The 13,536-nt window shown below is 43.8% G+C and carries 8 protein-coding genes; 4 read left to right on the top strand and 4 right to left on the bottom strand.

Going from position 1 to position 13,536, the window contains the following annotated elements; all coding sequences use genetic code 11:
• Positions 1 to 290 precede the first annotated feature (290 nt).
• Complete coding sequence (locus QUB08_RS11765) at positions 291 to 3,257, top strand: NHLP bacteriocin export ABC transporter permease/ATPase subunit (protein WP_333224882.1); 2,967 nt, start codon at positions 291 to 293, stop codon at positions 3,255 to 3,257.
• 240 nt (positions 3,258 to 3,497) lie between these two features.
• Here QUB08_RS11765 and QUB08_RS11760 read toward each other — a convergent pair whose 3' ends face one another.
• The 4 genes from QUB08_RS11760 to QUB08_RS11745 all read right to left on the bottom strand — a co-directional run bounded on the left by QUB08_RS11760 (position 3,498) and on the right by QUB08_RS11745 (position 4,918).
• Positions 3,498 to 3,638, bottom strand: a complete 141-nt coding sequence (locus tag QUB08_RS11760) for a hypothetical protein (protein ID WP_333224881.1) — start codon at positions 3,636 to 3,638, stop codon at positions 3,498 to 3,500.
• A gap of 260 nt (positions 3,639 to 3,898) precedes the next feature.
• Positions 3,899 to 4,159, bottom strand: a complete 261-nt coding sequence (locus QUB08_RS11755; RefSeq protein ID WP_333224880.1) for a hypothetical protein — start codon at positions 4,157 to 4,159, stop codon at positions 3,899 to 3,901.
• Between the two features lie 53 nt (positions 4,160 to 4,212).
• On the bottom strand, positions 4,213 to 4,461 hold the full coding sequence (locus tag QUB08_RS11750; RefSeq protein WP_333224879.1) for a hypothetical protein: 249 nt from the start codon (positions 4,459 to 4,461) through the stop codon (positions 4,213 to 4,215).
• A 226-nt stretch (positions 4,462 to 4,687) separates the two neighbouring features.
• Positions 4,688 to 4,918, bottom strand: a complete 231-nt coding sequence (locus QUB08_RS11745; protein ID WP_333224878.1) for a hypothetical protein — start codon at positions 4,916 to 4,918, stop codon at positions 4,688 to 4,690.
• A 454-nt stretch (positions 4,919 to 5,372) separates the two neighbouring features.
• Between QUB08_RS11745 and QUB08_RS11740 the strand changes: the two genes are divergently transcribed.
• The 3 genes from QUB08_RS11740 (at position 5,373) to QUB08_RS11730 (ending at position 13,460) form a co-directional block, all read left to right on the top strand.
• Entirely contained in the window at positions 5,373 to 5,762 is a 390-nt protein-coding gene (locus tag QUB08_RS11740; RefSeq protein WP_333224877.1) for a CVNH domain-containing protein, read from the top strand.
• A 283-nt stretch (positions 5,763 to 6,045) separates the two neighbouring features.
• Entirely contained in the window at positions 6,046 to 12,432 is a 6,387-nt protein-coding gene (locus QUB08_RS11735) for an AAA family ATPase (RefSeq protein WP_333224876.1), read from the top strand.
• Positions 12,429 to 13,460, top strand: a complete 1,032-nt coding sequence (locus QUB08_RS11730; protein ID WP_333224875.1) for a response regulator — start codon at positions 12,429 to 12,431, stop codon at positions 13,458 to 13,460. Before QUB08_RS11735 ends, QUB08_RS11730 begins: the two co-directional genes overlap by 4 nt.
• Positions 13,461 to 13,536 lie beyond the last annotated feature (76 nt).

Raw genomic sequence — 13,536 nt, 5'->3', positions numbered from 1 at the left:
CAGAAATACAGTAGCCAGCCCGACAGTCCGCCAGGGAATGAATTCCCTGTCTAATAGCTAAAGTCCTCTCAAGAGGACTGAAATGAGCGATGGTTTGATAGGGCTATTCAGTGTTCGCTATGGAGTCTTAGCTATTCAGTCGGTTTTAACCGACTTTAGCTATGAGACGGGGATTTTAATCACTCCTAGGATCTGTGGATTAGCCCGATCGATTCGATCGCACTGTCTTCTTTGAGGCAAGGCTTTAAACCCCTGCCCGACGTGATATTACTAATCGCCAATTACTAGCTATGCTCGATCTAAATCCTGTTAAGAAACTGCACCGAATTAAAGGAAATGAACCGCTGCTGCTGAATGACCCGCATCAGGTGTGGATTGTTCGATCGGGCGCGATCGCAGTTTTTGCAGCCAAGATACAAAGTGAGAAGCCGGCGGGCAACCGCTATTATCTGTTCGGCGTCAGTGCAGGCGAGGCTTTGTTTGGCGCTGCTACCACGCCCAACCAGGGCGGGCACGGGGGCACCGCCCCTACAAGGGGGGGAGAAATTTCAAAACCAGGTTGGGGACTTCTGGCGATCGCAATCGCGGAAACGGAACTGGAACAGATCGCGATCGCAGATTGTGCCGCTTTAGTGGCTGCTGGTGACGGCAAAAACATCGCCCTTGTGGAAGGGTGGATACAGCATTTGGGAGAACGGGCGATTCCCTACGGGATAGATCCGCCGCGCGTGCCGGAGGAAAAAGTTGCCCCAGAAACTGGGGTTGTAGCAGCCTCGCAGCAGATATCGCTAATTCCCGGTCAAATTCTGCGATCGCCGCCGGAAACAGTTGTCTGGGTGCGCGTCTCGTCGGGCGATGCGAGTGTCGGGGAATTGAAGTTAAATTCCGCTTCCCCAGCGTTTCCCCTGGCTGGGAATATGTTGCTGGTGGCATCCGGGGAAGTTGAGGTGCAAATTTTCTCAACAGCAGAAGTGGAAAATGCCGACTGGCTGCGCGCGAGTTTAGCTTTGCTGCACGAGTATTTCTGCTGCTGCTTGAATTTGCTGGTTTCCCGGCAAAAAGCCGAGGAATTCCGCCGCTTTCAGGAACGCGAACAGCTAAACTGCCAAGTCACTCAGACAGCTTTGGGAGAGTTAACCGAGGTGCTGCATCCCCGGAAAATCGTGTTGTCTGAGGAAGGAACACCGCTGTTAATCGCTGCTGGGGCTGTAGGTAAGGCACAAGGGATAACAGTCAATCCCCCGGCGGGTTCCGAAGATTTCAGCCGAGTTAAAGATCCGATGGAGGCGATCGCGCGATCGTCCCAATTTCGCACCCGCCGCGTGCTGCTGGTTGGATATTGGTGGCGGCAGAACTGCGGCCCGCTGTTGGCTTATACAAAGTCCGACAATCGACCTGTAGCTTTGTTGCCCGGTAAGGACGATCCTTATACTTTGTTCGATCCGATCGACCGCAGCCGCCAACGGGTAACTAAAGCAATCGCCCAAGAGTTGTCGCCAGAAACTCTCATGTTTTACCGGCCGCTGCCGCTATTAGTTCGCAACGCTGCGGAACTGTTTCGCTTCGGGACGAAGGGCTACGAAAAAGACATGATCGCTGCTTTCGGGCTGGGGATATTGGGAACGCTGCTGGGGATGGTGACGCCGCAAGCTACCTCGATTTTGGTCAATGATGCTATTCCTGACAGCGATCGTTTGTTACTGTGGCAGTTAGGGCTGGTATTGTTAGTTGCGGCGATCGGACGGGCTGTATTTAGCATCGCCCAAACCATTCTGACGCTGCGGATCGAAAATGTTGCCAGCGGCACTCTCCAGCCAGCAGTTTGGGATCGATTGCTGAGATTAAAACCGGCGTTTTTTCGCACCTATTCTTCTGGCGACTTGCTAACTCGCTTATTAGCTGTTAATCAAATTCGCGCCCAACTCAGCGGCACGACGCAGCGGACACTTTTGAGCGCGATATTTTCCCTGCTGAATTTGGGGCTGATGTTTATTTACAGCCTGCCACTGGCTTTAGTCGGAATTGGTTTAACTCTTATTGCGGTTATAGTAACAGTTACATCCAGCTTGCTCTTAATCCCAAAAGAGCGGCAGATGGAAACAGGAGAAGGCGACATTAACGGGCTGACAGTAGAACTAATTAACGGAGTATCAAAGCTGCGGGTAGCTGCTGCAGAAGGGCGAGCGTTTGCAGCTTGGGCGAAAAAATACAGCCAGCAAATCAAGCTAAGAACAGGAATTAAACGAATTGACGACAGTGTTTCAGTATTTAATGAAGCGCTGCCGTTAGTAAGTTCTATTCTGATGTTTTGGTTTGCAATTGTGTTCATGCAAACTCCTCAAACAGGAGGAGGCGGACTGAATATGGGAACCTTTCTTGCTTTTAATTCCGCCTTCGGCACCTTTCTTTCTGGCGTCACAGATTTGAGCAATACCCTAACTGATATTTTAGGAATTGTACCGCTGTGGGAGCGAGCCAAACCGATCGTCCAGGGCATCCCGGAATCTGACCCGACAAAAGCCGATCCCGGCCGCTTGCAAGGTCAAATTACTGTCGATAGGGCAACTTTCCGCTACCGGGAGGACGGGCCCCCAATTTTAGATGATGTCAGCATCAATATTCAACCGGGGGAATTTATCGCGATCGTCGGGCCGTCTGGTAGTGGCAAATCAACATTATTTCGGCTGTTATTGGGGTTTGAAATAGCACAAAGCGGCACTGTTTATTACGACAATCAAGATTTAGCAGGCCTCGACGTTCAAGCTGTGCGGCGGCAGTTAGGAGTAGTGCTGCAAAACGGCAGAATTAATGCTGGTTCAATGTTTGACAATATTACCTGCGGGGCGATGGTAACGCAGGAGGAAGCTTGGGAAGCGGCGCAAATGGCCGGTTTAGCCGCCGATATCGAACAAATGCCGATGGGAATGCACACGGTTGTCAGCGAGGGCGGCACGAATCTTTCGGGAGGACAGCGGCAGAGATTGTTAATTGCCCGCGCGATGGTTGTCAAACCAAAGGTTATCCTGATGGATGAAGCTACGAGTGCTTTGGACAACCGCACGCAGGCGATCGTTACTGAGAGTTTGGATAAGTTGAATGTGACGCGAGTTGTCATCGCCCACCGCCTGAGTACGGTTCGCAATGCCGATCGCATTTATGTAATTGAAGCAGGCCGTTTGGTGGAGGTGGGTTCGTTTGAGGAATTGATCGAACAGGGAGGATTGTTTGCTAGATTAGTTGAGCGACAGTTAGAGTAATGTAAGCGCGATTTCACACACCCCTAGGGGCGGGTTCACCAACAATATCTGGTAAAAATCAACAAGCTCGTAAACCCGCCCCCACCCACCAACAATACAAATCAACTGCTAATTTATAGGATAAAATGTTGATGTAAATCAAGGCGGGGGAGGGCGGGTTTATGGAATTGTTCGATCGGTGTTCGAGATTTTGGCGAACCCGCCCCTACAGCCATCACTATGAATCGAGCAGAATGAGGCTTATTCTTTTGTCAGCAAATCGGGCAACCACAACAAAATTAGCAATAGCAAGCAGGCGATAACTAAGCCAACGCTAAATATTGTAGTGTTACCCATATCGGGAGCTTGCTGCATCAGGTAAAATGGCTGTCTTGCATCCATATTTTTTAAATATTTATATAATCAGAATTTAGATGCGCTCTAGAGGTAAAAGCGGGTTGATAAAATCATTATTTTTAGTCGATTTCGGTTGGCAAAAACCGCCTTTATAAGAAGTATAATCGATTCAAATATACGTGATATGAGGTAAATAAAAACCCAGTTTATTTAAGAAACTGGGTTTCCATTGATGTTTTGTCCTTGAGTGTTTAAACTCAGCAGAAGCTCGATCGCTTCTAGTTACAAGCCGATCATTTCTTCTGTTAGCGATCGAAATTCCTTAATGCTTCCAAGAATTCCTTATTCATAGCCGGGCCTGGACCAAAATTAGGTCTTGGGCCGCTGACTGTGATCACAGGGATACCCGCAGCCCGAGCGCGATTGGCCATATTGGAATGGCCACCCGCGATCGCCTCTAATTCCAATTCGTCCAATTCTTCATTGATTGAGTTGGCCGATTCGGATGCTGCGATTTGGGACAACTGGGGCGATACTTCTTGCAAAAATTGATTGTTGGTTTCCATTTGATGTTTCCTCCTTATGTGGCTGAACTCAGCAGAAGCTCGATCGCTTCTAGTTAGAAGACGCTCTTTTTATCCTCTCCGTACATGGAGAAACCACTAGCAAATTTCGGCCTTGGCCCGCTGCCTGTGATCACAGGAATACCCGCAGCCCGAGCGCGATTGGCCATATTGGAATGGCCACCCGCGATCGCCTCTAATTCCAATTCGTTCAATTCTTCATCGATTGAGTTGACCGATTCTGATGCTGCGATTTGGGACAACAGGGGCGATACTTCTTGCAAAAATTGATTGTTGGTTTCCATTTGATGTTTCCTCCTGACATAATTAGTGAATTTTGCTTCCAAAAGCGATCGAACCAACTCCTAGCAAAGTTGCCTGCTATCCAACCTTTTTACCCGCTACTGAGTTAAAATTCAATACGGTTGACTTAACGCTTTTTGACGAATTTCCGTTCGCGATTTTATAGGCCATACAGGCATTCTTTGCAAGTCAGATTGTTCTTAAGTCCACTTCAACTGTGGTGAGTTGTCAGAATCCTGCCATCAGAGGTGGTGTGTTCTTAGTATCATCAGGATTGTCTGTATCTAAACGCCACTGCTCCATATAATCCCATAACATATGACCGCCTGCAATCGCATCTAATTCCGTATCGTTCAATTCTTCAGCAACAGAATTGGCTGGCGGCTGTTGCTGCTGCACGGCAGAATCTTGCTCAACTTCTGCAGAAAACTGATTGACCCCTTCAAATTCAAAAGACATGAGATTTGCTCCTGATTTAATTGTTAAGGAAGTAACTCCTTATTTGTTTTCTTCCAGCTAACCTAGTGCTGGTCTTGGCCTAAATTTAGTTTATGAAATTACCCGGATAAAGTCGCTAGCTCCAAGTTTAGTTTTGAACCTATAAAAACAACAGAGCTTTAACTCACCTTTAGTTGGGGAGATTACCTGAACTTTTGGCTAGGTATCGAAGATCCACACAAATATATACTGGCAACACTCTCTTCCAATGACTAAAGCTTGCGTGCCATGCCTGACCTTATTCAAGCGGTCAAAGCCTATATTTTAAGGCGGCACCTAGCCAAAAGTTTAGGATTTTTTCTCACAGAGGCTGAGTCGCAAGCTGACTATTTAGCTAATTTTCTACTCAACTAAAAGCTAGAAGCTTTTTAGGGTTATTATCTTACGCTGAAAATAGTAAATCATAAAAAAGACCATGAACTCAATTAAATTGTCTGGATTATCTGCTTCAATCGTACTATCGCTCTCCATCTTCCAGCAGCCGACCCATGCTCAAAAAGCAAGTACCTTTGCTACCAGTTGCACGGATTTTTCAATCAATGGCGCTCAATTATCTGCAACTTGTGAGAAAAAAAATGGTACAAATCAACGCACTTCCATTACCATTCAAGGGGTTCATAATAAAAATGGACAACTGGTACAAGGCAATATTGGGGAAGCAAGTACGTTCAACCGAACTTGCACAGACTTCGGTATTAATGGAGCTCAAATTTCTGCCAATTGCCGCACATCTAGCGGTGATTCTCGACATTCTTCTGTCACATTACTGGGAATTAATAATAACGATGGCAAGCTAATGTATTAATTATAGGAGGATTGAGCGTTTCTAAAGTCCGATCGGCAATTGTGAAAGTCCTAACCCCAGAGTCGTATAAACAAAGGGCGATCGAGATGCAAGAGGCGATCGGGCGGAGTCAAGCGCGCCGCTGACATTATCGAACAAGCTGTATGGACTGGGAAGCCTGTCTTGGCTTCTAAAATCTAAGATGTGGAGTCAAATCTAAAATCTAAAATCTAAAATCTAAAATCTAAAATCTAAAATCGACTGATGGCTCACGCACCTCTGGTGTGAGGAGCAAATTTATGCTATGTTCGACTGCAAAGTTGACCGCAGGCTGAATATGCTCACTTTTCCTGGCGTTGAAGTCACAGAGCTCATCTACGAAAGCGCAAACTCCCTGGTTTACCGAGCATTCCGACAACCCGACTGTCTCCCCGTCGTCCTCAAAATCCTCAAAGAAAATTATCCCACACCCCAAGAACTCGCCCGCTATCGCACAGAGTATAAAATTACACAATCTCTGAATCTGAGTGGCTGTATAAAAGCCTATGATTTGCAGCCATATCAAAACACGCTGGTGATGTTTGTGGAGGATTTTGGCGGCGAATCCTTGAAAATTTGGATGCAGCAGCAAAAATTTAGTATTGCAGAATTCTTGCGAATTGCGATCGCCACTACAGAAAGTTTACAACAAATTCACAGGACCCACATCATTCACAAAGACATTAACCCTTCAAATATTGTCTTCAATCCAGCTAACGGACAACTCAAAATCATCGATTTTGGCATTTCCACGCAGTTAACGCGCGAGAATTACACCATCAAAAATCCCAACATTTTAGAGGGAACTCTTGCTTATATGTCGCCGGAACAAACCGGCAGAATGAACCGAAGTTTAGATTACCGCACGGATTTTTATTCCCTGGGGGCTACCTTTTACGAACTGTTGACAAACAAATTGCCTTTTGACACTCAGGATGTGCTGGAATTGGTACACAGTCATCTCGCTAAACAGCCGTTATCTCCATCTCAGGTGAATCCCGAAATTCCGCAAATTGTTTCCGATATTGTGATGAAGTTGATGGGGAAAAATGCTGAGGAGCGGTATCAAAGTGCTTTGGGAATTAAAACCGATTTAGAAGAATGCTTGAATCAATTGCACAGCAATAATACAATATCACTTTTTCCGTTAGCTTGTCAAGACATTTCCGACAAGTTTCAAATACCCCAAAAACTTTACGGCAGGGAGCGAGAAATTGCAACTATTTTAACTGCTTTCGATCGAGCTTCCGACCAAAGCCAAATGTTTATGATTGCTGGTTATTCTGGCATTGGCAAAAGCGCGATCGTGCAAGAACTGTATAAACCGATTACTCAAAAGCGCGGCTATTTTATTTCCGGCAAATTCGACCAATATCAGAGGAATATTCCCTACAGTGCTGTTGTCATCGCCCTGCGAGAATTAGTCAAGCAACTATTAGCTGAAAGTGAAGCAAAACTCCAAGAGTGGCGGCAAAAATTATTCACAGCTTTAGGGATAAACGGTCAAGTCATAATTGATGTAATTTCCGAAGTAGAGTTAATAATAGGCAAGCAACCAGCCGTACCAGAGGTAGGGCCGAGCGAGAGCCAAAATCGTTTTAATTTAGTGTTTCAAAATTTCATTACAGTCTTTATTAAACCAGAACATCCTCTGACTGTATTTATAGACGATTTGCAGTGGGCTGATGGCGCTTCTCTCAAGTTAATCGAACTGTTAATGAGCGGTAGGACACCTGGTTTGTTTCTAATTGGCGCGTATCGGGATAACGAAGTTTCTCCCGCTCATCCGTTAAACTTGACAATTGAAGAAATTATCAAAAATGGAGCTAGTGTCGATCGCATTTTTCTGTCGCCTTTGGATTTAGCCACGGTTACTCAACTGATTGGCGATGCCCTGAATTGCCCGGAAGCAAGAGTCAAGTCCCTTGGCGAGTTAGTGTTTTTCAAAACGGGCGGTAATCCTTTCTTTATGAATGAATTTTTCAAATCACTTTATACGGAAGGGCTATTACAATTTGACTTAAACGCTTTTAGATGGGAATGGGATTTAGAGGAAATTCAAGCGAGGGGATTAACTGATAATGTTGTCGAGTTGATGGCTGAAAAAATTCAACAGCAGTCAGAGAAAACGCAGGAAACGTTAAAGATAGCAGCCTGCATTGGCAATCAATTCGATCTGAAAACATTAGCCTCACTTTGCAAAAATTCTGTGGGAGAAACGGCGGAGGATTTGTACGCAGCCGTTGCTGAAAATTTAGTCGTGTTGCTGGGGAATATGGGAGATGTGGAATTAGAAATTGCAGGGAAGTTCCCCAGTACGCAATCCGTAGAATACAAGTTTGTTCATGACAGAATTCAGCAAGCCGCTTGTTCCCTGATTGATGAACAGGATAAGCCGATCGTCCACAAACAAATAGGACAACTGCTGCTGCAAAATACTCCCATCGACAAGCGAGACGAAAAAATATTTGATATTGTTAATCAATTAAATTTCGGCTTAGAGTTGATTACTTCTCAGCCAGAAAAAGATGAACTGGCAGAATTAAACCTAATAGCAGGTCAAAAGGCTAAAGCATCAACTGCTTATCAGCCAGCTTTCAACTATCTGCAAACAGGAATAAATTTGCTGACAGTAAACACTTGGCTGCTGCAATACCAGCTCAGCTTGCAACTACATCAAGAAGCCGCACAGGTAGCCTACCGTTTGGGGAATTTTGAGCAAATGGAAGCTTTAGCTAACCTTGTCCTAGAAAATGCTAAAACTGTTCTAGAGCAAGTCCAAATATATGAGTTAAAGATTGAACATTGCATAAGAATAAGCAAGTTTAAAGAAGGGTTTAACCTTGGATTAAAAGTGCTACATTTGCTAGGAGTTGTTTGGCCACAATCTCCAAATAACATATATATAAAAGCGGAACCTTACAACTTAATTAACCTGCCCAAAATGACCGATCCAGAATCTCTAGCAGCTATGTCGATTCTGGGAGGAATGATAGGAATCGGCTATATAGGTATTCCAGAATTATTAGTGCCACTTGTGTTAACACAGATTGATTTATCTATTAAATTTGGCAATGCTCCTAAGTCTAGTTTTGCTTACGCAAGTTACGGAGTCATATTGTGTACAACTATACAAGATATTGAAAGTGGCTATAAATATGGAAGATTAGGTTTAAGGTTAGTAGAAAAATTAAATGCCAAATACCTGAAGGCTGGAGTTTTAGATATATTTGGCAATCATATATTGCATTGGAAAAAGCATCTTAAGGGAAGCTTGTCAATTTTAAAAGAGGCTTATTTCTGCGCTGTTGAAACAGGGAATATAGATTTTATTGGTTATTCTACTTTTGATTATTGTTTTAATGCCTACTCAGTAGGATGTGAACTTAAAGACTTAGAAAAAGAGTTAATTTATTTTTATGAAATACCGACCAATAAAAAAAACAATACTTGCTTGACTTGGTTAGCAATGTATTTACAAATTATTTTTAACTTATTAGGTAAGGCTGACAATCCAACTCAGCTAATAGGAGAGTTTTATAACGAAGAGAAATTTCTACCACTTCAGCCACTTCAGCTAGGATTGAGCGATAGACAAGGACTTTTATTGCTTTATCTAAATAAGTTGATATTGTGCTATTTGTTTGGAAAGTCCCAGGAAGCTGCTAAAAATGCAGTAGTTGCAGAACCATATTTAGATGGTGTGATGGGAATGACAGCTATACCTATCTTCCATTTTTATGATGCTCTAGCGCATTTAAGTGTATTTGCTGATTATTCAAATTTTGAAAAAGAAAATGCTCTCAAGCGGGTTAATGCTAATCAAGAAAAAATGCAGGTATGGGCGCATCACGCTCGCATGAATTACTTACATAAATTTTATCTAGTTGAAGCTGAAAAAGCGCGAGTTTTGGGGCAAGTTGTGGAAGCGATCGACTATTACGATCACGCAATTTCCCTCGCCAAAGAAAACGAGTACATCCACGAAGCCGCCCTCGCTTACGAACTCGCTGCCAAGTTCTATTTATCCAGGGGTAAAGAATTAACAGCCAAAGCTTATATGCAGGAAGCTCGCTACTGCTATCAACTCTGGGGTGCGGTGGCTAAAGTTAAAGATTTAGAAACGCGATATCCGCAATTATTTACCATCGAGCAACCTACACATAAAAACATTTCAACCACTACATTAACCAGGGGCAGCCGTTCTACTTCTTCCTTGGATATCGCTACAGTCATGAAAGCTTCCGAGGCCATTTCTGGGGAAATTGTACAGGATAAATTACTCTCCAGATTGATGAAAATTTTGATTGAAAATGTCGGCGCTCAAAAAGCATATTTAATTTTAGAAACCGAGAAAAAATTGCTGATTGAAGCTGAAGGTGTAATGAATGATGAACAGATAACAGTGCTGCAATCTGAGCCTGTTGAAAATTGCCCGGAACTTTCCGAAGCTATTATCAATTATGTCGCTAGAACCAAAGAAAATTTAGTGTTAAATGATGCCACTCGTGAAGGTAACTTTACGAATGATCCTTACATCAAATCACGTCAGCCTAAGTCTATTTTGTGTGCCGCTTTGATGAATCAAGGTCAACTCAGTGCTATTGTTTATCTCGAAAATAACCTCACTACACAAGCTTTTACGCCCGATCGCCTGGAAGTATTACAATTGCTATCTGGACAAGCAGCGATCGCACTTACCAATGCTAAACTCTACGCGGAAGTCAAGGAACGCGAAAACCGACTGACTCAATTTATCGACGCTATGCCAATTGGGGTAGCCGTGCATGACACCACCGGACAAATTACCTACGCAAATCAGACGGCACATCAACTAAGTGCTATTCCCACAATACCCGAAGCAAATACTGAGAAATTAGCAGAAGCTTGTCAACTTTATCTCGCGGGAACTAACGAGTTATATCCCGCCGCACAAATGCCAATCGTGCGTTCTTTGGCGGGTGAAACGGTTAAAGTAGATGATATCGAGTTCCACCGACCTGATAAGATTGTTTCTTTAGAGGTTTCTAGCACTCCAATTGTTGACGAAACAGGTAAAATTAATTATGCGATCGCCACATTTCAAGACATCACCGATCGCAAACAAGCCGAAAAGCTGCTAGCCGACTACAACCGCACCTTAGAACAGCAAGTGAGCGATCGCACTCTCGAACTTCAGCGAGAAATCATCGAGCGACAACGAGCCGAAGACGCAGCACAAGCAGCCAACCGAGCAAAAAGCACATTCCTGGCAAATATGAGCCACGAATTGCGGACTCCCCTCAATGCAATTCTGGGTTTTTCCCAACTGTTGAATCGTTCTTCTAACCTATTGCAGGAACAGCAAGAACACCTGAGTATTATCACCCGCAGCGGAGAACATTTGCTCGAACTGATTAACCAAGTATTAGATTTGTCCAAAATAGAAGCGGGACGCACGACTCTCAACCAGACCAATTTTGACCTCCACCGCCTGCTGGACGACATCGAAAATATGTTCCAACTTCCGGCACAAAATAAGGGATTGCAGTTATTAGTAGAGCGGATGCCAGACGTTCCCCAATATGTGCAAACTGATGAAATAAAATTGCGCCAAATCTTGATTAACTTGCTTTCTAACGCGATTAAATTTACCTCCGAAGGCTGCATTTATGTAAAAATTAAATATCAGGATTTTGCTCAGCAAATCTGGTTTGAGATAGAAGACACAGGAGATGGAATTGAGGCTAGTGAATTAGACAAGATATTTGAAGCTTTTGTTCAAACCAAAACCGGGGAAGAATCGCAACAAGGAACAGGATTAGGTTTAACGATCGCACGTTCTTTTGTGCAGTTAATGGGCGGTGAAATGACAGTCAGTTCTCGTGCTAGAGGCGGTACTATCTTCAAATTTGACATTAAAGTTAATCCAGTTGAAAGTGCCGATCGCCAACGGGAACAGCCAACCAGACGAGTTATTGCGATCGCACCCAATCAACCCCGCTATCGAATTCTCGTTGCAGACGACGCTTTTGACAACCGCCAACTGCTAGTTAAACTGCTTTCCGCGATCGGTTTTGAAGTCTACGAAGCCACAAATGGGATGGAAGCAATAGAAAAGTGGGAGCAATATTCGCCGCACTTAATCTTTATGGATATGCGGATGCCGGTGATGGATGGGTATGAAGCAACCAAACAAATTAAAGCCAAAGTATCATCAAGATCCACCATTGTTAACGGCGGGGATATCGAAAGTCAAGCAACAGCAATTATTGCCATAACAGCCAGTAGTTTTGAGGAAGATAAAGCTATGATTCTTTCTATCGGCTGCGATGATTTTATTCGCAAACCATTTAGAGAAGCAAACATATTTGATGATCTGCACAAATATATCGGGGTGAAATTCGTTTTTGAAGAACTAAATGCTGCGCCCACTTTAACAGAAAATGAAGTGAATGTATTGACAAAAACTGCTTTTTCTGAATTACCTCCAGAGTTAGTAGCCAATCTCCAGCAAGCCATTAGCAACCTCGATTTAGAACAGATGCAAACAGTCATCAATCAAATTCGCGAAATCAATCAGCCCTTAGCTAGGGCGAGCGCAGCTTGCATTAAAAATTTTCAGTACGAACAGTTGCTAAACTTAATACACACATTGAGGGATGAGACATGAACAAAAACCTCAGTTTTACCAGCGAAGAAAGTATTTTAGTTATTGATGATTGTCCTGAGAATTTAAAACTTTTAAGCGGGATACTATCTGTCGCTGGGTATAAAGTTCACCTAGCTCCCAGTGGGAAATTAGCTCTAAACTTTATCAATGCCAACTTACCAGACTTAATTTTACTCGATATTATGATGCCTCACATGGATGGCTACGAAGTCTGCGAGCAGCTCAAAGCTACTCCGAAAACTCAAGATATTCCAATAATTTTTATCAGCGCTTTGCAAGAAGTTTTCGATAAGGTAAAAGCATTTTATCTGGGCGGAGTAGACTATATTACAAAACCTTTTCAACAACAAGAAGTTTTAGTGCGCGTGGAAAACCAATTACGTATAAAAAGGATGTCTAAACAACTCATAGACCAAAATATTCTCGAAGAGCGCAACCGTATGGCGCGGGAAATTCACGACACCTTAGCGCAAACTTTTGCAGGCATTATCATACATTTGGGAGCAGCAGAGCGGGTAATAGCAGCCAATCCCGAACAAGCACAAGCACACATGAAAACAGTCTGCGAATTAGCTCGTTCTGGACTTGCTGAAGCACGGCGATCCGTAGAATCTTTGCGCCCGCAACTGTTAGAAGATGGCGATTTGTATAGCGCTCTCAACCAAATTGCAAAACAAATGTCATCAGATACTGATACGCGCACTATTTTAGAAGTAGTTGGCACAGCCTATTCCCTACCATTAGAGGTAGAAAATAACCTGTTGCGAATCGGGCAGGAAGCATTAACAAATATTTTCAAATATGCCAAAGCTACAGCGATCAAAATTGAGTTGGTTTACGAAACATCCAAGTTCCTTTTGCGGGTGAAAGACAACGGAAAGGGATTTGATACAGAAAGTATCTGTTTTAGGAATGGCTTTGGTTTATTGGGCATGAGAGAACGCGCCGATCGCATTAACGCGCAGCTAACTGTAAACAGCCACCCCGGAAACGGAACAGAAGTTATAGTTTCAGTTAATCGCCAGTAAAGTAAGGTGCACATTTCGCACCATATAGCAATCCTAAATAAGTAGTAAATTTTTTACCCCACCCCCACCCTCCCCT

This window comes from Microcoleus sp. BR0-C5, assembly GCF_036705045.1.
In the GTDB taxonomy this organism is placed as follows: Bacteria; Cyanobacteriota; Cyanobacteriia; order Cyanobacteriales; family Microcoleaceae; genus Microcoleus.
Note: the sequence above shows the minus strand (reverse complement) of the source record. Positions and strands in the feature narration are given on the sequence as shown.